This is a genomic window from Antarctobacter heliothermus, from assembly GCF_900188425.1.
Lineage (GTDB): Bacteria > Pseudomonadota > Alphaproteobacteria > Rhodobacterales > Rhodobacteraceae > Antarctobacter > Antarctobacter heliothermus.
The window spans coordinates 1-21422 of the sequence record NZ_FZON01000068.1 but is presented as its reverse complement, the minus strand read 5'-3'; the positions used below and the strand labels follow the sequence as shown (position 1 = coordinate 21422).

The following is a 21422-nucleotide window of genomic DNA, read 5'->3' as shown; positions in this document are numbered from 1 at the left end:
CAGACCGGCGGCCAGCTGCTGTTCCACCTCGTCAGTCGTCTCTACGAGCGCACGTCCATCATCGTGACGACCAACCTCGACTTCGGTGAATGGCCATCGGTCTTCGGAGACGCCAAGATGACGACAGCGCTACTTGATCGCCTTACCCACCACTGCGACATCGTCGAAACCGGCAACGAGAGCTGGCGCTTCAAGACCAGGGAGTAACCCAGGCCCCGCTGGCCCGACGCGGCTGCGCTGTGTGATGGCTACACCGCATCGGGCCAGCTACCCCTGCGCAAAATAAGGGGGTCATTTTTGGGCGCCGATAGGGGGTCAGGATTGCGTGCCGATTGACACTGAAGTGTCCAACCCTGTCCCAGCCACATGATCACGCCGCCAATCACCATGACGATCAACCCGCCGACAACCACGCGACGGTCGCCAAACCGCCGGGCGATGCCGCCGCCGGGCAGGGCAAAGATCATGCCGGGCAGGAGGTAGAGTGAGATCAGGACCCCAAGGTCGGCCAAATCAGCCCCGTGCCGGTCCATCAAGAGCGGCCCAAGTGCCGCGACCACCTGATACTGAAACGCCATCGACAGTCGCGCGGTGAAGAGAATCGCAAGGGCGGTCCAGGGGGAGGCCATCGGAGGGGCCTTTCAAAGGGCTCTGCCTTTCGGCAGGCGGGGTTGCGGGGCGGTCAGAAAAAAGAAAGGAACGCAGTCCCAGAGGACAATGCGTTCCTTTCCCGGTATTTCAAAGCGCCAATGCCGCCGACTTAGACGAAGAATTGTGCTCCGTTCGCCGAAATGGTCGACCCATTGATAAAGCCCGCATCGTCTGAGGCCAGAAACGCCACGCAACGCGCGATTTCCGAAGGTTCGCCCAGACGGCCTGCCGGGATACCGGCAACGATGGAATCGCGCACCTTTTCGGGGATGGCCATGACCATCTCGGTGGCGATGTAGCCCGGGCAGATCGCGTTTGCGGTGATTCCGGCACGCGCGCCTTCCTGTGCCAGCGACTTGACGATGCCAAGGTCGCCCGCCTTGGTGGCGGCATAGTTCACCTGGGCAAACTGGCCCTTCTGACCGTTGATCGAAGAGATCACGATAATGCGGCCGAACTTGCGCTCGCGCATGCCGGGCCAGATCGGGTGAACGGTGTTGAAGACGCCGGTCAGGTTGGTGTCGATCACCTCTTTCCACTGCTCGGGGGTCATTTTGTGGAACGGGGCGTCGCGGGTGATGCCGGCGTTGGCGACAACCACGTCGATCGGGCCAAGATCGGCCTCGACCTGGGCGATACCGGCCTTGGACGCGTCATAGTCGGCGACGTTCCATTTGTAGGTCTTGATGCCGGTGGCTTCGGTGAAGGCTGCAGCCTTTTCATCGTTGCCAGCATAGGTCGCGGCGACTTCATAGCCTTCGGCCTTGAGTTTCTTTGAGATGGCTTCGCCGATGCCTCGGCTGCCGCCGGTGACGAGTGCTACACGTGCCATGGGGGGGTCCTCCAGTTTAATGTCAGGTCTTGGTAACTTTGTTACCCGTTCAATTTTGGTTGAGCAACAATATTGCTCAAAATCTGGACCGGATGTTACGGTCTCTGATCCTGTCGGGCAATCTTGCCAAGCTCTCCAAAAAAAGGGGCGCCAACCGGCGCCCCCGCTCTGCAATCGCAGAGGTGTTACGGGCGCTCGACGCAGAGCGCGACGCCCATGCCGCCGCCGATGCACAGCGTGGCGAGACCTTTTTTGGCGCCACGGCGCTTCATCTCGAACAGCAGGGTGTTGAGAACGCGCGCGCCCGACGCACCGATGGGGTGGCCGATGGCGATAGCGCCACCGTTCACGTTCACGATGGCCGGATCCCAGCCCATGTCCTTGTTCACGGCGCAGGCCTGCGCGGCAAAGGCTTCGTTCGCCTCGACAAGGTCCAGATCGTCAACTGTCCAGCCAGCTTTTTCCAGCGCCCGGCGCGAGGCGTAGATCGGGCCGACACCCATGATTTTCGGGTCAAGACCGGCGGTGGCATAGGACGCGATGCGCGCCAGCGGCTCAATCCCGCGCTTTTCGGCCTCATCGGCAGACATGAGCAACGCACCGGCGGCACCGTCGTTCAGGCCCGATGCGTTGGCCGCCGTGACCGACCCGTCCTTGGTAAAGGCCGGACGCAGTTTCTGCATCGCTTCCATGGTGGCGCCGTGACGGATGTATTCGTCCTTGTTCACCACGATGTCGCCCTTGCGGGTCTTGACGGTGTAGGCGACGATTTCATCGTCGAACTTGCCCGCCTTTTGCGCCGCTTCGGCCTTGTTCTGCGACCCGACGGCGAATTCGTCCTGCATGTCGCGGCTGATCTGCCACTGCTGGGCGACGTTCTCGGCGGTCTGGCCCATGTGATAGCCGTTGAAGGCATCCCAAAGACCATCGCGGATCATCGTGTCGATGTACTGCATGTCGCCCATTTTCTGACCCTGGCGCAGGTTGGCGCAATGGGTCGAAATCGACATGTTTTCCTGACCACCGGCGGCAACGATCGAGGCGTCGCCAAGCTGGATGTGCTGGGCGGCAAGCGCCACGGCGCGCAGGCCCGAGCCGCAGACCTGGTTGATGCCCCAGGCGGCGGATGCCTCTGGCAGGCCGGCGTTGATGTGCGCCTGGCGGGCCGGGTTCTGGCCCTGGCCGGCGGTCAGTACCTGGCCGAGGATGGTTTCAGAGACGTCCGCCTTGTCGATTCCGGCGCGCTCAACCAGTGCTTGCAGCATGGTGGCACCGAGATCATGGGCGGGAATGTTCGCAAACGACCCAAGAAACGAGCCCACGGGCGTCCGGGCTGCGCTTGCGATAACGACATTGGTCATGTGTTGTCCTCCAGGCAAGCGGGTGCATCAGGGCAAGACGCGGGTCCGCCGGGTGCGGGCCCTTCTCTTCCTCGCTTGTCCGAATGGGGAATAGCGGAAACGTTGCGTCATAAGAACTGGACAGGGTGTCTCAGGCGCAGGTGAAATGCGGCTATGCGTCCGCTGTGACTGGCGCATTGCGGTTGCAGGGCAGGGCCTGTCCGGCCATGCCTATCCGGCACGGCGGTCAGACCCTTGCTTGCGCCACGGCGGGCGGACGCTGGGCGCGGCAAAGAGGTATCCTTGCAGGCAATCCGCGCCAAGCGCCGCGAGACAGTCCGCATCGGCCGCAGATTCGATTTTTTCGGCGACGGTGAACATGTCGAATTGTTCGGCGATCTTGATCATGGCCCCGACCAGAACCTGGTTGTCGGGATCCTCTGCAATTCCGGAACAGAACTGGCCGTCGATCTTGAGGATGTCGAAACGGAATTCCTTGAAGTGGCGCAATGCGGTATAGCCCGCGCCAAAGTCATCAATGGCAAAGGCGATGCCGCGGCTCTGGAGGTCGTCCATGAAGCTGACAACCAGTTCCGGCACCAGCATCGCCGAGCTTTCGGTGATTTCGAGAATCAGCCGTTCGGCCACGGTCGATTCCCTTTCCAATCCACGAGTCAGCGTACGCATCCATTTCTTATAGCCGATGGACCGGGCGGACATGTTGATCGACAACCGCAGCCCCGGTGTCTGGGCCAGTTCGGCAAGCCCCTTTTCCAGCGCGATACAATCGAGCATGCGCCCGTATTCGGTTTCTTCAACAGATTCGATGAAATCTGCCGCCGGGATGATCCGCCCGGTTTCGTCCAGAACGCGAATCAATCCCTCGTAGAACGCGACCCTGTCCCGCGCTCGGGCCTGCATCACTGGCTGAAAAGCCAACAGGACCTGCCGGTGCTGGATTGAACGTCTGACCATGTCTATTGTAGAGGCGTCACGCGCCTTGACCGCATGTTCCAGCGCATTTCGCGCCCCGCCATCGAATGCTGCAGATTTCGCCACTTCCGCCTCCGTGCCGTGCTCCTGCCCCATTTGCATCCCAGGGCGTGAAGCAACGGTTAATGTTCCTCTTTGGTTCAAATTGTCCGGACCCGTATCAGCCCGCTTGACACGGCAGAGCCCGACTGTATAAGCGCGCCTTCATTGGTGTTGGTGGCCCCCGCAAGGGAATGCCTGTCACTCCGGCCTGTTCCGGGGAGAGGACAACGCCCTTCGACAGCATTTACGAAGGAGATCAGCCGTGACCAAACGCACGACTGCCAAATACAAGATCGACCGCCGCATGGGCGAAAACATCTGGGGCCGCCCGAAGTCCCCGGTGAACCGCCGCGAATACGGCCCCGGCCAGCACGGCCAGCGTCGCAAGCAAAAGATTTCCGACTTCGGCCTCCAGCTGCGCGCCAAGCAAAAGCTCAAGGGCCACTACGGCGACCTGACCGAAAAGCAGTTCCGCCGCATCTTTGCCGAAGCCGAGCGTATGAAGGGCGATACTGGCGAGAACCTGATTGGTCTGCTCGAGCGTCGTCTTGACGCCGTGGTGTACCGTGCCAAGTTCGTTGCCACCGTCTTTGCGGCGCGCCAGTTCGTGAACCATGGCCATGTGCTGGTCAACGGCAAGCGCGTGAACATCCCGTCGTACCGCGTCAAAGAAGGCGATGTCATCGAAGTGCGTGAGAAGTCCCGCCAGATCGCCGCGCTGCTTGAGGCCACCCAATTGCCCGAGCGTGACGTGCCTGACTACATCGAAGCCGATCATTCGAAAATGACCGCGACCTTCGTGCGCACCCCGCAGCTGGGCGATGTGCCCTACGCGGTGCTGATGGAACCGAACCTGGTTATCGAATTTTACGCACAGAACTGATCTCGGGCGGGCCGAAACCCGCGCGACGTACAGTGTTTCGAAAGGCCGCCCCCGTTGGGCGGCCTTTTTTCTTGGCTGCGGCGAATTGCAGATTTCTTAGAAAGAAAACGCTGTGTTTTACAGATTTCCTGCGCAAGTCTTGCAGGTAGCGCCTCACACGTCGCCCACGATAAGGAGCGGGATATGCCAAAGACGATTTCGGTCACCTCAATCAGCCTGATTCTGGCGGTCAGCCTTGCCTTTCCTGCTCTGTCTCAGATGGCCGGACACGGTCATGGAATGGGGATGCACCACGGCGCGGACGGTACTGGCCACGACATGGTGACCATGCCCGGTCTGCGCGGGCTGGACGCCTCTCCTGAAGAAAGCGCCGAGCTGGCAGAGATGTTCCGCAATTTTCAAAAGATAGAGCGCGGCGTGACCAATCTGCCAAACGGCATCCGTACAGTGACCTCTTCAAGCGATGCGGCGGTCATGGACATCCTTGTCAGCCATGTGGCGGGAATGATCGCGCGGGTCGAAGAGGGGCGAGATCCTCAGGTTTTTGTCCAAAGCCCGACACTGGACATCTTCTTTGCCCGTGGGAATGAGATCACGACGGAGATCGAGATTACCGAGGCGGGGATTGTCGTGACCCAGACGTCCGACGTGCCGGAACTGGTCGATGCCTTGCAGGTGCATGCGGCGGAAGTTTCCGACATGGCGGCCCGTGGCATGGCGGCTGTCCACGAGATGATGATGCGCCGCGCAGGGAATTGAACGCGGCCTCCCCAGAACAACGACGCCGCGCTCGGGGGCGAGCGCGGCTGTCTTGAAACGGGTCGTGAACAGAAGGCCGGCCGCACGAGCGGCAGGCAATGTCAGACGTAAAGGCTGTCGCGGAAGACGTGGCGCACGATGTCGGTGCGCTTCAGGCCGCGTTGGGCCAGTTCGTCATCGGACATCGCGGTCAGCCGCTCGATGGCTTTCATGCGGTGATCCGATTCAGCGATCATGACCAGTGTGTTGAAGACCGATCTGAAGAAACCGGCGAAGATATTGCCGCGTGGTGCGACGGATGTGTGTATGTCAGCCATTTCGGGACTCCTGAGTGCGTGTGTGGAGATCCTCCCCTTGCCAACAAGCTAGGCTTTGCTGCGGTGCAGCGCCAGTGCCGGAGCTGCATAGCCGCGTTCAGGTCTCTGCATGGCTGCCCAGCACGGCGCCGGACTGAATGTGCGTCCTGCCGTGCGCGGTGTCCGAGTTACAAAAACTTTGCGCAACCGTCACGGAACAGACAAGCCCGACGCTTAGGACGCGGCCTCAGTGACATGGGGGATTTGCGTGCTACGCATCGACAAGCTGACCAAGCGCTTTGGCGCAAACGCTGCCGTGGAAAACGTCAGCGTCACGATTGAAGGCTCCGCGATGATCGGGGTCATCGGAGCCTCTGGCGCGGGCAAGTCCACGCTGTTGCGCATGATCAACCGCCTTGCCGACGCCTCTGAGGGGGCGATTTGGTATCAGGACCGTGAGGTCACGCAATTGACTGGCGGCGCCAAACGTCAGTGGCAATCCGAATGCGCGATGATCTTTCAGCAGTTCAATCTTGTCCCGCGGATGGATGTCGTGTCGAACGTGTTGCACGGCACCCTGAACAGGCGGTCGACATTTGCGACGCTGTTCAACCTCTACCCGACAGAGGACATCCACCGGGCCATCGAGATCCTCGACCGGCTTGGCATCGCTGAAAACGCGCCCAAACGGGCCGAGGCGCTGTCAGGTGGCCAGCAACAGCGCGTCGCCATCGCGCGCGCCCTGATGCAGGATCCGAAAATCATCCTTGCGGATGAGCCCATCGCCTCGCTTGACCCGATGAACGCCCAGATCGTCATGGATACCCTGCGCCGCATCCATGACGAAGACGGCCGCATGGTCATCGCCAACCTGCATACGCTGGATACCGCGCGCCGCTACTGCGACCGGGTGATCGGGATGCGCAAGGGCCGCGTGGTGTTTGATGGCACTCCGGATCAACTGACGACCGGCGTGGCGCGCGACATCTACGGCGCCGGAGCCGGGTTCTCCGAAGCCGCGACATCCACCGACATTGCAGCGCTTGATATTGGGCTGGAGAGGCTGCCCGCCTGACTGCGCCCAATCTGTTTCCTTCCCCCTGTCCAAAGGTTGGCGGGGGCCACCAACCAAAGAGGACGACGATGAAAACGATTCTTGCAGCTCTTGCAGCAACCACCGCACTGGCCGCTCCGGCCTTTGCTGAAAACCACGCCATCAGCGAATTCCGCATCGGCATTCTGGGCGGCGACAATGTCCAGAGCCGTCTGAATAACTACCAGTGCTTTGCCGACTACATCAGCGAAGAACTGGGCGTCGAGGTCAAGCTGTTCACACCCGCCGACTATAACGGCGTGATCCAGGGCTTCCTGGGTGGCACACTTGATCTGGCATGGTTCGGCGCGTCGGCCTATGCCGCGCTTTACCTGCAAGACCCCGAAGCCGGTGAACCCTTTGCCGTCAAGACCAACCTCGACGGGTCGTATTCGTACCATTCGATTGGGTTTGCCCGCAAAGACAGCGGCGTGACCAAGATCGAAGACCTCGAAGGCAAGGTTTTCGGCTTTGGCGATCCGAATTCGACCTCGGGCTATCTGATCCCCTCCGTCGAAATCCCGGCCCAGTTCGGCGTGACCATGGAGTCGGGTGACTTCTTTGGCGAGGTGAAATTCGTGGGCGGCCACGAGCAGACAATCGTTGCTGTCTACAACGGTGACATCGACGCCGGGGTGACCTGGGCCGACGGTTTGGGCAACTGGGAAGACGGCTATAACTCGGGCGCCCTGCGCCGCGCCGTGGACAACGGTCTGGTCGACATGAACGAACTGGTCGAAATCTGGACGTCCAAGCCGATCCCCGAGGGCCCCGTGACCATCCGCAAGGATCTGCCCGCAGACGTCAAGGAAAAGGTGCAGGCGCTGGTTCTGGGCCTTTATGCCAAGGACCAGGACTGTGCCTACAACGTGGCCTTTGGCGAAACCGCCGGGTTCGAGCCGATCTCACACGAGGCGTATGAAACCATCATCGCCGTGCGCAAGGCCAAGGTCGACGGCTGATCCCCTGAGCGGATTTTGACACCGGACCCCGCCCGCTTTCGGGCGGGGTTCCCATATGAAGGCAAGGTACATGACGGACACGACGCAGGGCGGCTCGCCGCTTTCCGCGACCCAAGGCAGTTATATGGCGATGGTGCGCCAGAAAAGGCTGTATAGCGGCATTGCCATCCTCATCTTCGTGGTTCTGCTGGTTTCCGGCTTTCACACCGCCAATGCGCGGAATGCTGGCGGTTTCCTTGACGGTCTGCCGCAGATCTTCGATTTTCCGGCGGACGTCGTGTCAGAGGCGTGGGACAAGCGTGCCGATATGGCCGGCCTGTTGTGGCGATACCTTCCCGAACTGATTGAAACCCTGAACATCGCGGCTGTGTCCACATTGCTGGGCGCGGCGCTTGGCCTGTTGCTGTCGCTGCTGTCGACGCGGGGCATGGCGCCCTGGCCACCGCTGATCCCGGTCTTTCGCCGCGTCATGGATGTGTCGCGTGCCTTGCCGGAAATCGTCGTGGCGCTGGTGCTGATTTACATGCTGGGCGGTGGGCCAATCCCTGCCATGTGTGCGATTGCCCTGCACACCGCAGGTGCGTTGGGCAAACTGTACTCTGAAGTCAATGAAAACGCCGATCTCAAGCCGGTCGATGGATTGTCCTCCGTGGGGTCGACATGGACCCAGCAGATGCTGCTGGGCGTGGTGCCCCAAGTGGCCCCGAACTACCTTAGCTATGGGTTGCTGCGGTTCGAGGTCAACATCCGCGCCTCTGCCATCCTTGGCTTTGTCGGGGCGGGGGGCATCGGCTATGAGCTGCGCAACTCGATGTCCTGGGGGCCGGGGCGTTTTGACGAGGCAGCAGCGATTTTTCTCCTGCTGTTTGTGACCATCATTGTGGTCGACAACATCTCATCCGTCGTGCGCAACCGGCTGAGCGAAGGAGCCAGACCATGAGTGACGCCACTGTGACCTTGGTCGATCGCCAGGACGCCGCGCAGGCGCTGTTCCGGCGCAAGCGGCTGGTCAGTGTCGGGGGACCGGCGATCATCCTGCTGTATCTGACTTATATCTTCTTTGCTTTCGACGTGATGGGGCTGGCAGATCGGGCGCGCCTGGACAACGCGATGACCCTGATCCGCGACACCTACAGCTACAAGACCCATGTGACGCGCGCCAACCGGACCGGCGACCTGACCGTCGCCAAAGAGAGCGAGCGGCCCGCCACATATCCAGAGGGGCAAACGCCCGACTGGGTGGAGGTCGCCGGAGAGACGGTTACGATCGACCTGCCCAAGGGGCATAGCGTTGTCTTTCTGCCGGAGAAAACGGCGATCTACCGCCACCCGGAGTTTGGGGACATCACCGCGAAACTGGACCCGGGTGTTGTGATTGACCTGCCAGAATCGCAAATCCCCGACTGGGTCAGCTATTCCGGCACGCGGCTTGATATTCGGACAGAGGCGGGGCGGATGACCATGACCCGCTCCAAGACCGAGGTGTTCCGCTATTTCCTTGGCTGGGAGCTGTTCTGGTTCACGCTGGACAGCCCCTATCACAATCATTCCGTGCTGGAGGTGCTGTTCGGTCCGCAGATTGATCCTGAACGCCCCAATATCGCGGGCGCGTGGCAGGATTTCTGGGGCAATCCTCTTTGGCATCACGGCAAGGTCGCCTGGGCCATCGCAGAGACGGTCCTGATGGCCTTTCTTGGCACGGCGGGGGCGGCGCTGGTTGCCTTGCCGCTGGCCTTTCTTGCGGCCAGAAACTTTACCCCGTTTGTGGTTGTGCGCCAATTGGTGCGCCGGGTCTTTGACTTTGTGCGCGGGGTGGATGCGCTGATCTTTACCATCCTGCTCAGCCGGGCCTTTGGTCCCGGCCCGTTGACCGGCGCGCTGGCGATCCTGCTGACGGACAGCGGATCACTGGGCAAACTGTTCTCCGAAGCGCTCGAAAACGTCGACGAACGGCAGATTGAGGGGGTTTCCTCGACCGGGGCCAAGCCATTGCAACGGTATCGCTTTGGCGTTCTGCCTCAGATCACGCCGGTCTTGCTCAGTCAGGTGTTGTATTACCTCGAATCCAACACGCGGTCTGCGACCATCATCGGGGCCATCACCGGCGGCGGGATCGGACTGATGCTGACACAGGCGATTATCACCCAGAAAGACTGGGAAGAGGTGAGTTACTACATCGTGCTCATCGTCCTGATGGTGATTTTCATGGACTGGGCCTCTGGCATGCTGCGTCGTCGTCTGATCAAGGGCAAAACTGGCGCGTATTGAGTGCGGCGGTCCGTGGTATTCAAAATCTCCGCTGACAGGTTCGCCCACGGCGCTGGGCGAACAGTCGCAATCAGACTATTGCCAGATCTGCACAGGCGGCCAAATACCGAGTGTCGACTCTGCGTTGGCGGGTGATCGCGCTGTGCCTGCCGTCGGGCAGCCAAAAATGGGCGGCCGTTTCGGACCGCCCGGTTTGGTAATTTAAATATTGGCAACCAACGCTTTATATACCCCCACGCCGGTGAAAAGAGCGGCGCGGGTCGCGGTCACACTCACAGGCTTCCCATACCGGCGCGCTGTGACAGGTCTGTGAACGTGTCGGAAAATCCTGCGGATCACTCGGCGGCCAGTTGCAGGGGGCGTCCGGCCCCCAGAAACCGCAAGGCCGCTTCGCCCGCCAGATGAGTGATCCTGCCGCCGCTGATGGTTGCCTCGACCGCGCGGGTCCGTGCGTTGATCACCACCAGATCGGCGCGGCGTCCATAGTCGATCGTGCCACGGTCAGGCATCCGCAGGATCTCCGCCGGAGTGGACGAAATCATCGCCCAGGCGCGGGGCAGGTCGGTCAGTCCGTCATCGACCAGACGAAAGGCGGCCTGCATCAGCGCCGGGTAATAATAGTCGGACACCAGAGCATCACACAGCCGGGCCTCGATCAGATCGTGCGCCGCGATATTGCCTGATTGCGAACCGCCCCGCACGACGTTCGGCGCACCCATCAGGATCGGATCACCGACCGCACGCGCCAGTGCTGCGGCGGGCCGCCGGGTCGGAAATTCACAGACCTTGGCCCCGATCTGCGAATAATACTCTCTCGTTTCGCCGTCGCGGTCGTCGTGACTGCCATAGGTGACGCCCAACGTGTCAAACGCATCGGCCAGACGGCACAGATAGCGCGGCACGTCCGGTTTCTGGTCTCTTGCGGCATGGACTCTGGCCAGATGCTCTTCGACTGAATGTCCGGCGTGTTGCGCCCACATTGCTAGCCGCGACATGTCGGACTCGGCCAGGTGCGCCGCCTCGTCCAGGTGGTTGTTGAACACCACATAGTCGATTCCGTGGCGGCGCACGGCGGCCAGTAGCCGGTCTGCGGTATCCACTGTATGCGTTTCACAGCGGATCTGGACCCGCAGATCCGTCAAGGCCTCTGCGGCGTAGGTATCGACGGCATTCAGAAAGGCTTCGGCATGGGCGGGACCACGCGGGCCGCCCTCCCAACTCCAGCTGTGCGCCATCCAAGCAGTTGTCACGCCATTTGAGGCCGCGTCTCGGTCCGTCGCTCGCAAGGCCGTCGCCAGCGAAAAGGCGGCAGAGGGTCGGGGGGCAAGGTGCCGTTCAAACGCGTCGCCGTGCAGGTCGATGATGCCGGGCAGGATGTAGTATCCTCTCAGGTCCACCTCGGGGAGGGGGCCCTTTGAGATACGTCCGTCCTGAATGGCGACGGACCGCGCCTGCATGGCGCCGTCGCGCAGGACAGTTGCGCCGGTCAGGCGCAATGAGGAGGGCGCGATGGGCATGAAACGGCTCCGGACGAAAACTGCCCCAACGTCCTACCCTTGCAATGTATCATCGCAATGAAGGCGCTCATGCTGATCCATGAAAACATGGGGCGGGGTCACGGCTCCAGCGTCAGGGTCACGCGGTCGCCGGCAAACCATGTCTTGCCGTATTCGATGGGAACACCGTCCGGGTCGATGTTCACGCTGGTTGTGCGCAAAAGGGGCGCGCCTGCCGTCAACCTCAGCCCCGTGGCCTGCGTCGCAGTGGCAAGATGTGCAGTCACGCGGGTCGAGGCGCGGGTATAGTCGGACACGCCACAGGCGGCCAGCGCCTCTGTCACGGTGGCATGGGTATGCAGGGCCTCAGGCAGGTCAGGCAGGCGCGCGGCGGGAAACACCCCGGTCCCCAGCGCGATAGGTTCACCATCGGCGGTGGCCAACGACTGGTAGACATGGACCGGGTCGCCGGGGGACAGCCGCAGCGCGCGCGCCTCTCCGGGATCGGCCAGCCGGGTTTCCGACATCAGGATCTTGCGCCCCGGCACCCGCCCGGCCGCGCGCAGGTTCTGGTTGAACCTGACACGCGGCCCTAGGGCATAGTCTGTCGGCTTTGCAGCCACAAAAACGCCTGCGCCGCGCCGCGTATGAACAAGGCCGCGTTCGGCCATCGCCTGCAGCGCCCGGCGCACGGTATGGCGGTTCACCCCGAACCGCGCCGACAGGTCCGCCTCTGTCGGCAGCTTGTCCCCCGGACGATGGCGGCCTGCCGCAATGTCGCCTGTCAGACTGTCAGAGATAGCGGTCCACAGCGCGGGGCGAGGCATGTCACGAAACTTTCACCGGGGACGGTCTTGCCTGATTGGCCGACGGTCGGTATGAATTTGTCTAGTTGTATATTTACTTCGACAACTTTGCAAGGTGTCCAGATGACCGATGATCCCGCCCGCAAGGAGTGGATGGGCCTGCTGGCCAAGGCCAAACCAGACGCGCTGGAGGGGCTCTGGACTCGACAGAGGGCCCCCCGGTTCACATGGCTGCGCGCGCCGGAAATCGGCGCGGCGATGGTGCGCGGGCGTATCGGCGGCACAGGCGCGCCCTTCAACCTGGGTGAGATGACGGTGACGCGCTGTTCGTTGCAGTTGGACGATGGCACGGTCGGGCATGGCTATGTGCAGGGGCGCAACAAGCCCCACGCAGAACGCGCCGCCCTGATAGACGCGCTGATGCAAACCGGCGCGGCTGAGGGGATCGAGGCAGACGTTCTGTCCCCTCTGCGGGCGCAGGCCCTGGCGCGGGGCAAGCAGCGGGCGTCCAAGGCGGCAGCGACAAAGGTCGAATTCTTCACACTTGTCCGGGGAGAAGATTGATGGACGCAGCAGTGCTTGGGGGTGGTTTTGCCGATGCCCCGGTCGAGTCGGCGCGCGCCTTTCGGGCGGCCATGACGGCCATGGCCCGTCCCGGCGCGATCAGCACCATCACCGGCGTCCGGCCACCCGCCCCGGTTTCGGTCGCCGCCGGGGGTCTGCTGCTGACGTTGTGCGACCCGGACACTGGCGTTCATCTGGCCGGTGCGCTTGATTGCCTCCCGGTCCGCGATTGGATCACCTTTCACACCGGCGCGCCGCTGGTGTCGGCCGAAGACTGCGACTTTGCGGTCGGGGATTGGGAGTCGCTTCAGCCCGTTGCCCGGTTCCGGGCTGGAACCGCACAATACCCGGATCGCTCCGCCACGCTGATTGTCGAGCTGCCGCAAATCGTGGCCACAGGCGTGCGTCTGACCGGACCGGGGATCCGCGACAGTGCCGCGCTATCGCTGCCAGAAATGGCGGCGTTTCAGGCAAATGCCGCCCGGTTCCCGCTGGGCTGGGATGCCTATTTCTGCGCCGGGGATCGGCTTGCCGCCCTGCCGCGCAGCACCAAAGTAGGGGGCTGAGCGATGTATGTAGCGGTCAAGGGTGGCGAACGCGCCATCGACAATGCCCACGCCTGGCTGGCGGAGGAGCGGCGCGGCGACACCGCCGTGCCAGAGATGTCGGTGGCCCAGATCCGCGAGCAATTGAAGCTCGCGGTCAACCGGGTGATGACAGAGGGGTCGCTGTATGATCCGGACCTTGCCGCGCTGGCGATCAAACAGGCGCGCGGCGACCTGATCGAGGCGATTTTCCTGATCCGGGCCTATCGCACCACGCTGCCGCGCTTTGGCGGCACCCGGCCGATCAAAACCGCCGAAATGGCCTGTATCCGGCGCATCTCGGCCACGTTCAAGGACGCGCCGGGGGGGCAGGTGCTGGGACCGACCTTTGACTACACGCACCGCTTGCTGGATTTCAAACTGGCCGCCGATGGCGAGGTGCCGCCCGCGCCGACAACCGTGCCGAGGCAAGAGCCGACACCGCACATCACCGGTTTTTTGAACCGCGAGGGACTGATTCAGCAAGAGCCCCCGTCGGATGAGACGCCGCCGGATCTGACCCGCGCGCCGATGGAATTGCCCGGCTCCCGTGCGCTGCGTCTTCAGGCGCTGGCGCGGGGGGATGAGGGGTTTGTCCTCGGCATGGCCTATTCCACCCAGCGCGGCTACGCCCGCAACCACGCCTTTGTCGGCGAATTGCGCATTGGCACGGTGGCGGTGGAGATGGACATTCCCGAACTGGGCTTTGCCATCGACATCGGTGAGATCGAAGTTACCGAATGTGAGACGGTCAACCAGTTTGCCGGCTCAAAGACGGAACCGCCGCAGTTTACCCGTGGGTATGGCCTTGTCTTTGGACAGACAGAGCGCAAGGCCATCTCGATGGCCTTGGTGGATCGTACCCTGCGCTGGCGCGAGTTGGGCGAGGGCAACGTCGGTGCCCCCGCGCAGGATGAGGAATTTGTCCTGTACCATTCGGACAACATCCAGGCGACCGGCTTTCTCGAACATATCAAGCTGCCGCACTACGTCGATTTCCAGTCGGAACTGGAACTGGTGCGCAAGCTGCGGCGAGACGCGTCCGGCGCGCAGGAGGCGGCGGAATGCCCTCTTTAGTCTTTGGATTTGCGCGCGTGAATGACCTTGGCGACCAAGGCGAGGCTGAAAACAACAAGCAGGGCAGTGGTGATAGTGAACATGTGCGTGGTCCTTCTGTAGGTGTGATGCAGGTTGGCTACAGGGCAATGAGGGCGAAAATATGAAACAAACCGCCGATCCGATGCCGGAAAAAGGCCGCGATTTGAACGACTACAATTTCGCCTATCTGGATGAACAGACCAAACGCATGATCCGCCGCGCCATCCTCAAAGGGTTGGCGATCCCTGGCTATCAGGTGCCCTTTGCCAGCCGCGAAATGCCGATGCCCTACGGCTGGGGCACCGGGGGTGTGCAGGTCAGCGCCGCGACACTGACACCAGAGGACACCTTCAAGGTTATTGATCAGGGCGCGGATGACACCACCAACGCCGTGTCGATCCGCAAGTTCTTTGAGCGCACGGCCGGTGTGGCCACGACAGAGGAAACCGCCAGGGCCAGCGTCATCCAGACCCGCCACCGCATCCCCGAGCAGCCGCTGACAGAGGATCAGATCCTTGTCTACCAGGTGCCGATCCCGGAACCGCTGCGGTTTCTGGAACCGTCCGAGATCGAGACGCGCAAGATGCACGCGCTGGAGGAGTACGGCCTCATGCATGTAAAGCTGTATGAGGACATCGCGCGGCACGGTCAGATCGCCACCGCCTATGCCTACCCGGTCAAGGTCGAGGGGCGCTATGTGATGGATCCGTCACCGATCCCCAAGTTCGACAACCCCAAGATGTCCGGCAATGCCGCAATCCAGTTGTTCGGCGCGGGACGCGAGCAGCGGATCTATGCCTTGCCGCCCTATACGCAGGTGGTCAGCCTGGATTTCCAGGACTACCCTTTCGAGGCATCCAAGGCGGATGCGTCCTGTGATCTGTGCGGCGCGGACAGCAGCTATCTGGATGAGGTGATCATGGACGATGCGGGTGGGCGGATGTTTGTCTGCTCGGACACCGACTATTGCCGGGCACGGCGGGACGCGGGACAGTCGGGATCAACGGCAACGCGGGAGAACGGATCATGACGACACTGGGGATTGATCACCTTGGCCTGACGGTTGCCGATCTTCAGGCGTCCCGCGATTTCTTTGTCGAGTGTCTGGGCTGGGACCAGTTTGGCGGCAATCCTGGTTACCCGGCGGCCTATGTCACCAATGGCCATGCCAAGCTGACGCTTTGGCAACAGGTCGCTCAGGGGGCGGATTTCGACCGGCGCGGCAACATCGGTCTGCATCACTTTGCACTGAAGGTGCCGGATGAGGCGTCGCTGACGGCGCTGTTCGACAGGGTGAGGGCGTGGCCGGGCGTAAAGGTGGAATTTGCGCCAGAATTTTCGGGCAAGGGGCCCAAAGTGCATTTCATGATCAATGAACCGGGCGGCACCCGGATGGATTTTTCCTATGACCCGCGCTGACCCGCTGCTGAGCGTACAGGGCGTCGCCAAATACTATGGTGCCCGGATCGGCTGTGCCGACGTGTCCTTTGACCTCTATCCCGGTGAGGTCATGGGGATCGTTGGGGAAAGCGGCTCTGGCAAATCCACGTTGCTCAATTGTCTGGCCGGGCATCTTGCGCCCGACAGGGGACAGGTGCTGTTTGACACCCGCGCCGAGGGGTTGCGCGACACGGTCACGATGTCCGAACCCGAACGCCGGATGCTGGGCCGCACCGATTGGGCCTATGTCCACCAACATGCGCGCGACGGGCTGCGGATGAACGTCAGCGCGGGCGGCAACGTGGGCGAGCGGCTGATGGCTGTCGGCGCGCGCCACTATGGCGAAATCCGTGACAGTGCCGAGGATTGGTTGGGGCGGGTCGAGATTGACACCACCCGCATTGATGATCGTCCCACCGCCTTTTCCGGCGGGATGCAGCAGCGGCTGCAAATCGCCCGCAACCTTGTGACCGGGCCGCGCCTTGTGTTCATGGACGAACCCACCGGCGGGCTGGACGTCAGCGTGCAGGCGCGTTTGCTGGACCTGCTGCGCGGATTGGTGCGTGAGATGGGGCTGAGCGCGATCATCGTCACCCATGACCTTGCCGTGGTGCGCCTGCTGGCGGACCGGCTGATGGTGATGAAGGACGGGCATGTGGTTGAGGCGGGACTGACCGATCAGGTGCTGGACGATCCGCAGCATGCCTATACCCAGTTGCTGGTCTCATCGGTGCTGCACGTCTGATGATGTACGCTTACCGCATAGAGGGTAACCGCCTGCACGCGCTTGCCCCGGACACGCCCCCCGAGGCCGCGCAGTGGATCGACCTCTACCAACCTGCTCCAGACCAGGTCGCTGCTGTCGAGGCGCTGGGCATCCCGGTGCCAACGCTGGAGGACATGGAGGAAATCGAGGTGTCCAACCGCCTCTACCGTGAGGGCGACACCGAGGTTCTGACTGTCATGCTGCCCGGTCTGGACGCGGAAAAACGGCGCAGCTTTGGCCCTGTCGCCTTTTTGCTGACGCCGACCCGCATGGTCACCGTGCGCTATCATGCCCCGCGCAGCTTTGAGACCTTTCCCGACCATGCCGGGCTGACGGCGGCGGGCTGCGGCGGTCCGCTGCATCTGTTCCTTGGCCTGATCGAGGAAATCGTGTCACGCATCGCCGACCTGCTGGAGGGCGCGGGCCGGGCGCTGGATGCCGCAGCGCGCGAACTGTTCGACCGCGAAGACCCGATGGACCGGCTCAAAGAGTTGTTGCGCTCTGTCGGGCGGCGCGGTGAGGAACTGGCCAGCTATCGGTTGTCACTGCTGACGCTGGAACGCGCCCTGACCACCTTTGCGCTGAACATGCCGCGAAAATCCGGGCAATCTCTCAATCAACTGCTCAAGGCGCACACGCGCGACATTCGTTCGCTGGTGGTCCACACCGATTTTCTGACGGGCCGCGTGGCGCATGTGACGGATGTGGTGCTGGGCATGGTCAATCTTGAACAAAGCGACGCCAACCGCACCCTTTCGGTGGTTGCCGTCCTGTTCCTGCCGCCCACATTGGTGGCCTCTGTCTATGGCATGAACTTTGAGGTGCTGCCGGGTCTGGGCCTGAAATACGGCTACCTGATCGCCACCGGGCTGATGGCCGGGTCGGCGCTGGGCACGTTCCTGTTCTTCAAATGGAAGGATTGGCTATGAACGCCATGATCGACATCCGCGATGTGTCCAAAACCTTTACGCTGCACAATCAGGGCGCGGCGGTGATCCGGGTGATGGACGGCGCCGCGCTGACGGTGGACCGGGGCGAATGTGTGGCGCTGACCGGCGCTTCGGGCGCGGGGAAATCGACGCTGATGCGGATGGTCTATGGCAACTACCTTGCCGCGTCCGGCAGCATCATGGTGGGCGGCGTGGATGTGGCACAGGCCGAACCGCGTGAGATCATCCGCCTGCGTCGCGACGTGTTGGGATACGTCAGCCAGTTCCTGCGCGTGGTGCCCCGCGTGCCGACGCTGGAGGTGGTGGCAGAGCCACTGCTGGCGGTCGGCGTGGACCGCGACACTGCCGCTGAACGCGCGCGCGAATTGCTCACCCGGTTACGCATCCCGGAACGGCTGTGGGGACTGTCACCCACGACATTTTCGGGCGGCGAACAACAACGCGTGAACATCGCGCGGGGGTTTGCCCATGTCTATCCGGCGCTGTTCCTGGATGAGCCGACCGCCTCGCTGGATGCCACCAACCGCGAAACCGTGCTGACCCTGATCCAAGAGGCCAAGGCGCGCGGGGCCGCGATTCTCGGCATCTTCCACGATCAAGAGGCGCGCGACCGGGTCTGCGACCGCGAAATCGACGTGACCCGTTTTACGCCCGGACTGGCGGCATGACGCAGGGGCGCTTTATCGCCGTTGTCGGCCCGTCGGGTGTCGGCAAAGACAGCGTCATGGCAGCGCTGGCATCCCGCGATGCGCGCTTTGCGGTTGTCCGCCGGATGATCACCCGCCCCGATGAGGCAGTTGGAGAGGACCATACCAGCGTCACTGAGGCAGAGTTTGACCGGATCGAAAACGCGGGCGGCTTTGCCGTGTCGTGGCGGGCGCATGGGCTGAGCTATGGCATTCCGTCCTCTGCCCAGGACGACATCGCGCAGGGCCGGGACGTGCTGGCAAACCTGTCGCGGGGGGTGCTGGCGGCGGCGCAGGCGCGATTTGCGCGCTTTGCCGTCTTGTCGCTGACCGCGCCGGTTGAGGTGCTGGCCCAACGGCTGGCCGGTCGCGGCCGCGAAACCGACGATCAGATCGCGGATCGCCTGAGCCTTTCTGCATCGCCCCTGCCCAAAGGCTTGCCGGTGATTTCTGTCGAGAACGCAGGCCCGCTGGACCAGACGGTGGATGAGATTCTGACCCGCCTTCAACCGCAGAGGGCGTAGCGGTGAAGCTCGTGGAAATAGCCGGTTTGATCCTCACCGCACAACGTCAGCGCATCGACCGTAAAAGGACGCGGCAGGCGCTGGTCGATATGTGGCAACAGGGCTGCGCGCACTTGGTCCGCGTCCGCCTTGCCCAGCCGACCGCTCAACGTGATGTGAAAGCGGAACTGGTCCATGACATAGGGGTACCCCCATTGCGTCAGCAGTGCATCCTGCCGATCACGGAGGCCGGAGTTGCGACGCTTTTCCATTTCGGCCTCAGTCAGTGGCGCGCGGAACGGGTCCAGGGTCTCAACCGCATGGGCGGCAAGCGTCGCCAGATTGTCGGTATCGCCCACCGGCGTCAGCGCCAGGAAACTGCCCAAGCGGGTCAGCGCCAGCCCGTCCAGCGTCACCGGACCGTGGTTGGCGCAGAAAGACGCAAAGCCGTCGTGCAAGGCGTCAAAGCTGTGCCCATCGGCAAGGCGGAACGGCGGTTTGATCGTGCCATGCAGCCCGTATTTGCGCGGGGTGGCCGTGATCTCATGGACCGGCATCGGCAAGCCGTGGATCATCGGCGCATCCGGGCGTTCCCCGGTTGCCGCGTTCCAGCCCAACCATTGAGCACCGAATTCGGACAACGGACCCTTTGGAAGGGTCACATAGACAGCGTATCGGGAGAAATGCATGACGACCTCCACTCTTTCCGGGCCTATGCCCGATGTGCGTGACGCGGACGTGACAGAGGCCACCACACTTGCCAATGCGACACTGGTGCTGGCCGATCGGGTGGCGCGCGGTTGGGTCCGTGTTGAAAACGGCGCCATTGCCGCGATGGGTGAGGGGGCAGAGGTGCCGGCGGGGGCGCTGGATTGCGACGGCGATTTCCTCGGGCCGGGGATGATCGAGCTGCACACCGACAATCTCGAACGCCACATCCAGCCGCGTCCGGGGGTGGATTGGCCCCATGCGGCGGCCATCGTGGCGCATGATGCGGAACTGGCCTCGACCGGGATCACAACGGTGTTCGATGCCATGCGGATCGGCTCCATTCCGTCCGGGCGTGGGCGTTACCTGAAGTACGCCCGTTCGCTGTCGCGTGAGATGCTGGACCTGCGCGCTGCCGACATGCTCAAGATCAGCCATTTCCTGCACCTGCGGGCCGAGGTCTGTTCAGAGACGCTGGTCGAGGAGTTTTCGGAATTCGGGCGCGAAGACCGCGTCGGGCTGGTCAGCCTGATGGATCATACGCCGGGGCAGCGTCAGTTCCGCGATCTTTCGAAACTGCGCGCCTACAAGAAGGGCAGGCTGGGGCTGTCGGATACAGAGGTCGACGAGCATATCGCCGAGCTGAAGGCCCTGCGCGATCGGTTCGGGCCGGGGCATGAGGCGGCGACCGTGTCGGAGGCGGCGCGCTTTGGGGCTGTTCTGGCCAGCCATGACGATACGACGCGCGAACAGGTCGAGACCTCAGCCGGCTATGGCATCCGGTTGGCCGAATTTCCGACCACGGTCGAGGCGGCGCAGGCCTGTCGGGATCATGGCATCGCGGTGATGATGGGCGCCCCCAACCTGATCCGGGGCGGGTCGCATTCGGGCAATGTGGCGGCAGAGGATCTGGCGCGGCTGGAGCTGCTGGATATTGTCTCATCGGATTATGTTCCGGCGGCGCTGCTGTTGGCAGCGGTGAAACTGGGAGAGATCTGGGAGGATCTGCCGCGGGGCATCGCGACCGTCACCAAGGCCCCCGCCGAGGCGGTGGGGCTGGACGATCGGGGGGTGCTGGCGGTGGGCAAACGCGCCGATCTGATGCGCTTTCAGGTGTCGGGCCACGTGCCCCTGCTCAGGGGCGTCTGGAGCCGGGGAAAACAGGTGGCCTGAAGGGGCTGTCCACGCGTGGACAGCCTGTGGCACACGCAAAATCAAGGGCTTACAGAGGCAGTTTTACCTTTGGTTCACATTTGCCCACCGGCAAGGGCGGCCTAACGGTCCCTGCCGCTGCGTTCTATCCGGCGTGCTCTGTCCTCTTCACCCGATTGATAAATCAGGGTATCCGTCCGGCGTGACCGCCGTTGACATTCAACGTGGCTGCCAATTCCACGGCGCGAGTTCGTCGATGCGGTTGATCTTGTGATCGGCAATGTGGGCCAGCACCCATGTCAGCCAGGCTTCCGGATCGATGCGGTTCATGCGGGCGGTTTCGATGAGGGAGTAGGCGATCGCGGCAGCCTTGCCACCACCTTCCGATCCCATGAAGAGATAATTCTTGCGCCCGAGAGTCAGCGGCCTGATTGACCGCTCACAGATGTTGTTGTCCAGCTCGAGTTGGCCGTTTTTCAGATAGGCCCGGGCTTTGGGCATGCGGCCGAGGGCGTAGCGAATGGCCTCGGCCAGACTGGTTTTCCCTGAT

General features: G+C 62.6%; 25 protein-coding genes and 1 pseudogene. 17 read left to right on the top strand and 9 right to left on the bottom strand.

Annotated elements, in window-relative coordinates; translation table 11 throughout:
• A pseudogene (gene istB, locus CHB90_RS22565) lies at positions 1-207 on the top strand (IS21-like element ISPkr1 family helper ATPase IstB); the annotation flags it as partial.
• A gap of 41 nt (positions 208-248) precedes the next feature.
• Here the strand turns inward: istB and CHB90_RS22560 are convergent.
• From CHB90_RS22560 to CHB90_RS22545, 4 genes are all read right to left on the bottom strand, one after another.
• Positions 249-629, bottom strand: a complete 381-nt coding sequence (locus CHB90_RS22560) for an MFS transporter (protein ID WP_089280051.1) — start codon at positions 627-629, stop codon at positions 249-251.
• Between the two features lie 131 nt (positions 630-760).
• The gene (gene phbB / locus CHB90_RS22555) at positions 761-1483 is read right to left on the bottom strand and encodes an acetoacetyl-CoA reductase (protein ID WP_089280050.1); all 723 of its coding nucleotides are present in this window, start codon (positions 1481-1483) and stop codon (positions 761-763) included.
• A gap of 185 nt (positions 1484-1668) precedes the next feature.
• Positions 1669-2844, bottom strand: a complete 1176-nt coding sequence (locus CHB90_RS22550; RefSeq protein ID WP_089280049.1) for an acetyl-CoA C-acetyltransferase — start codon at positions 2842-2844, stop codon at positions 1669-1671.
• A gap of 210 nt (positions 2845-3054) precedes the next feature.
• Positions 3055-3912, bottom strand: a complete 858-nt coding sequence (locus CHB90_RS22545; protein ID WP_089280056.1) for an EAL domain-containing protein — start codon at positions 3910-3912, stop codon at positions 3055-3057.
• 208 nt (positions 3913-4120) lie between these two features.
• Here CHB90_RS22545 and rpsD point away from each other — a divergent pair, with 208 nt between their 5' ends.
• Both rpsD and CHB90_RS22535 read left to right on the top strand, forming a co-directional pair.
• Entirely contained in the window at positions 4121-4741 is a 621-nt protein-coding gene (rpsD, locus tag CHB90_RS22540; RefSeq protein ID WP_089280048.1) for a 30S ribosomal protein S4, read from the top strand.
• A 183-nt stretch (positions 4742-4924) separates the two neighbouring features.
• Positions 4925-5500, top strand: coding sequence for a hypothetical protein (locus CHB90_RS22535; protein WP_245823339.1), 576 nt, complete (start codon positions 4925-4927; stop codon positions 5498-5500).
• Positions 5501-5601: 101 nt separating this feature from the next.
• On the opposite strand, the gene CHB90_RS22530 is transcribed toward CHB90_RS22535, so the two are convergent.
• Positions 5602-5817 carry a DUF1127 domain-containing protein gene (locus tag CHB90_RS22530; protein ID WP_089280047.1) on the bottom strand — a complete coding sequence of 72 codons (216 nt, stop codon included), beginning with the start codon at positions 5815-5817 and terminating at the stop codon, positions 5602-5604.
• A gap of 247 nt (positions 5818-6064) precedes the next feature.
• Between CHB90_RS22530 and phnC the strand changes: the two genes are divergently transcribed.
• The 4 genes from phnC (at position 6065) to phnE (CHB90_RS22510) (ending at position 10119) form a co-directional block, all read left to right on the top strand.
• The gene (gene phnC / locus CHB90_RS22525) at positions 6065-6871 is read left to right on the top strand and encodes a phosphonate ABC transporter ATP-binding protein (protein ID WP_089280046.1); all 807 of its coding nucleotides are present in this window, start codon (positions 6065-6067) and stop codon (positions 6869-6871) included.
• Between the two features lie 68 nt (positions 6872-6939).
• The gene (gene phnD, locus CHB90_RS22520) at positions 6940-7851 is read left to right on the top strand and encodes a phosphonate ABC transporter substrate-binding protein (protein WP_089280045.1); all 912 of its coding nucleotides are present in this window, start codon (positions 6940-6942) and stop codon (positions 7849-7851) included.
• A 70-nt stretch (positions 7852-7921) separates the two neighbouring features.
• A complete protein-coding gene (phnE, locus tag CHB90_RS22515; RefSeq protein WP_089280044.1) occupies positions 7922-8791 on the top strand; it encodes a phosphonate ABC transporter, permease protein PhnE in 870 nt (289 codons plus the stop codon).
• Positions 8788-10119, top strand: coding sequence for a phosphonate ABC transporter, permease protein PhnE (gene phnE / locus CHB90_RS22510; RefSeq protein ID WP_089280043.1), 1332 nt, complete (start codon positions 8788-8790; stop codon positions 10117-10119). The genes phnE (CHB90_RS22515) and phnE (CHB90_RS22510) overlap by 4 nt, the downstream gene beginning before the upstream one ends.
• A gap of 335 nt (positions 10120-10454) precedes the next feature.
• On the opposite strand, the gene CHB90_RS22505 is transcribed toward phnE (CHB90_RS22510), so the two are convergent.
• Both CHB90_RS22505 and phnF read right to left on the bottom strand, forming a co-directional pair.
• Positions 10455-11636 carry an alpha-D-ribose 1-methylphosphonate 5-triphosphate diphosphatase gene (locus CHB90_RS22505; protein ID WP_089280042.1) on the bottom strand — a complete coding sequence of 394 codons (1182 nt, stop codon included), beginning with the start codon at positions 11634-11636 and terminating at the stop codon, positions 10455-10457.
• A 98-nt stretch (positions 11637-11734) separates the two neighbouring features.
• Complete coding sequence (phnF, locus tag CHB90_RS22500; RefSeq protein WP_089280041.1) at positions 11735-12442, bottom strand: phosphonate metabolism transcriptional regulator PhnF; 708 nt, start codon at positions 12440-12442, stop codon at positions 11735-11737.
• A gap of 102 nt (positions 12443-12544) precedes the next feature.
• Between phnF and phnG the strand changes: the two genes are divergently transcribed.
• From phnG to phnN, 9 genes are all read left to right on the top strand, one after another.
• Complete coding sequence (gene phnG, locus CHB90_RS22495) at positions 12545-12985, top strand: phosphonate C-P lyase system protein PhnG (protein WP_089280040.1); 441 nt, start codon at positions 12545-12547, stop codon at positions 12983-12985.
• The gene (phnH, locus tag CHB90_RS22490; RefSeq protein WP_089280039.1) at positions 12985-13551 is read left to right on the top strand and encodes a phosphonate C-P lyase system protein PhnH; all 567 of its coding nucleotides are present in this window, start codon (positions 12985-12987) and stop codon (positions 13549-13551) included. The genes phnG and phnH overlap by 1 nt, the downstream gene beginning before the upstream one ends.
• A gap of 3 nt (positions 13552-13554) precedes the next feature.
• Positions 13555-14646 (top strand): carbon-phosphorus lyase complex subunit, encoded by a 1092-nt coding sequence (locus tag CHB90_RS22485; RefSeq protein WP_089280038.1) that lies wholly within the window; start codon positions 13555-13557, stop codon positions 14644-14646.
• Positions 14647-14830: 184 nt separating this feature from the next.
• Positions 14831-15697: an alpha-D-ribose 1-methylphosphonate 5-phosphate C-P-lyase PhnJ gene (locus tag CHB90_RS22480; RefSeq protein ID WP_089280054.1), complete on the top strand. Its 867-nt coding sequence runs from the start codon at positions 14831-14833 to the stop codon at positions 15695-15697.
• Positions 15694-16086 carry a VOC family protein gene (locus CHB90_RS22475; protein ID WP_089280037.1) on the top strand — a complete coding sequence of 131 codons (393 nt, stop codon included), beginning with the start codon at positions 15694-15696 and terminating at the stop codon, positions 16084-16086. The genes CHB90_RS22480 and CHB90_RS22475 overlap by 4 nt, the downstream gene beginning before the upstream one ends.
• A complete protein-coding gene (phnK, locus tag CHB90_RS22470; RefSeq protein ID WP_089280036.1) occupies positions 16073-16852 on the top strand; it encodes a phosphonate C-P lyase system protein PhnK in 780 nt (259 codons plus the stop codon). Before CHB90_RS22475 ends, phnK begins: the two co-directional genes overlap by 14 nt.
• A complete protein-coding gene (locus tag CHB90_RS22465) occupies positions 16852-17802 on the top strand; it encodes a magnesium transporter CorA family protein (RefSeq protein WP_089280035.1) in 951 nt (316 codons plus the stop codon). The genes phnK and CHB90_RS22465 overlap by 1 nt, the downstream gene beginning before the upstream one ends.
• Positions 17803-17807: 5 nt before the next feature.
• A complete protein-coding gene (gene phnL / locus CHB90_RS22460) occupies positions 17808-18491 on the top strand; it encodes a phosphonate C-P lyase system protein PhnL (RefSeq protein WP_089280053.1) in 684 nt (227 codons plus the stop codon).
• On the top strand, positions 18488-19033 hold the full coding sequence (gene phnN / locus CHB90_RS22455; RefSeq protein ID WP_089280034.1) for a phosphonate metabolism protein/1,5-bisphosphokinase (PRPP-forming) PhnN: 546 nt from the start codon (positions 18488-18490) through the stop codon (positions 19031-19033). The genes phnL and phnN overlap by 4 nt, the downstream gene beginning before the upstream one ends.
• Here phnN and CHB90_RS22450 read toward each other — a convergent pair.
• Entirely contained in the window at positions 19015-19701 is a 687-nt protein-coding gene (locus CHB90_RS22450) for a DUF1045 domain-containing protein (RefSeq protein ID WP_089280033.1), read from the bottom strand. The two genes, phnN and CHB90_RS22450, sit on opposite strands and share 19 nt — an antisense overlap.
• 49 nt (positions 19702-19750) lie before the next feature.
• Between CHB90_RS22450 and CHB90_RS22445 the strand changes: the two genes are divergently transcribed.
• A complete protein-coding gene (locus CHB90_RS22445; protein WP_089280052.1) occupies positions 19751-20893 on the top strand; it encodes an alpha-D-ribose 1-methylphosphonate 5-triphosphate diphosphatase in 1143 nt (380 codons plus the stop codon).
• A 198-nt stretch (positions 20894-21091) separates the two neighbouring features.
• Here CHB90_RS22445 and CHB90_RS22440 read toward each other — a convergent pair.
• On the bottom strand, positions 21092-21422 hold a 331-nt coding region (locus CHB90_RS22440), incomplete at its 5' end, for a transposase domain-containing protein (protein WP_141135953.1).

Bases quoted from the DNA above. Each gene is read 5' to 3' on its own strand.
- CHB90_RS22485 (WP_089280038.1), top strand. From the start codon at position 13,555: ATGTATGTAGCGGTCAAGGGTGGCGAACGCGCCATCGACAATGCCCAC.
- CHB90_RS22465 (WP_089280035.1), top strand. From the start codon at position 16,852: ATGATGTACGCTTACCGCATAGAGGGTAACCGCCTGCACGCGCTTGCC.
- CHB90_RS22535 (WP_245823339.1), top strand. From the start codon at position 4,925: ATGCCAAAGACGATTTCGGTCACCTCAATCAGCCTGATTCTGGCGGTC.
- CHB90_RS22475 (WP_089280037.1), top strand. From the start codon at position 15,694: ATGACGACACTGGGGATTGATCACCTTGGCCTGACGGTTGCCGATCTT.
- phnN (WP_089280034.1), top strand. From the start codon at position 18,488: ATGACGCAGGGGCGCTTTATCGCCGTTGTCGGCCCGTCGGGTGTCGGC.
- phnL (WP_089280053.1), top strand. From the start codon at position 17,808: ATGATCGACATCCGCGATGTGTCCAAAACCTTTACGCTGCACAATCAG.
- phnK (WP_089280036.1), top strand. From the start codon at position 16,073: ATGACCCGCGCTGACCCGCTGCTGAGCGTACAGGGCGTCGCCAAATAC.
- CHB90_RS22505 (WP_089280042.1), bottom strand. From the start codon at position 11,636: ATGCCCATCGCGCCCTCCTCATTGCGCCTGACCGGCGCAACTGTCCTG.
- phnE (WP_089280043.1), top strand. From the start codon at position 8,788: ATGAGTGACGCCACTGTGACCTTGGTCGATCGCCAGGACGCCGCGCAG.
- CHB90_RS22530 (WP_089280047.1), bottom strand. From the start codon at position 5,817: ATGGCTGACATACACACATCCGTCGCACCACGCGGCAATATCTTCGCC.
- phnF (WP_089280041.1), bottom strand. From the start codon at position 12,442: ATGCCTCGCCCCGCGCTGTGGACCGCTATCTCTGACAGTCTGACAGGC.
- phbB (WP_089280050.1), bottom strand. From the start codon at position 1,483: ATGGCACGTGTAGCACTCGTCACCGGCGGCAGCCGAGGCATCGGCGAA.
- CHB90_RS22560 (WP_089280051.1), bottom strand. From the start codon at position 629: ATGGCCTCCCCCTGGACCGCCCTTGCGATTCTCTTCACCGCGCGACTG.
- CHB90_RS22545 (WP_089280056.1), bottom strand. From the start codon at position 3,912: ATGGGGCAGGAGCACGGCACGGAGGCGGAAGTGGCGAAATCTGCAGCA.
- phnH (WP_089280039.1), top strand. From the start codon at position 12,985: ATGGACGCAGCAGTGCTTGGGGGTGGTTTTGCCGATGCCCCGGTCGAG.
- CHB90_RS22550 (WP_089280049.1), bottom strand. From the start codon at position 2,844: ATGACCAATGTCGTTATCGCAAGCGCAGCCCGGACGCCCGTGGGCTCG.
- phnE (WP_089280044.1), top strand. From the start codon at position 7,922: ATGACGGACACGACGCAGGGCGGCTCGCCGCTTTCCGCGACCCAAGGC.
- CHB90_RS22450 (WP_089280033.1), bottom strand. From the start codon at position 19,701: ATGCATTTCTCCCGATACGCTGTCTATGTGACCCTTCCAAAGGGTCCG.
- phnG (WP_089280040.1), top strand. From the start codon at position 12,545: ATGACCGATGATCCCGCCCGCAAGGAGTGGATGGGCCTGCTGGCCAAG.
- phnD (WP_089280045.1), top strand. From the start codon at position 6,940: ATGAAAACGATTCTTGCAGCTCTTGCAGCAACCACCGCACTGGCCGCT.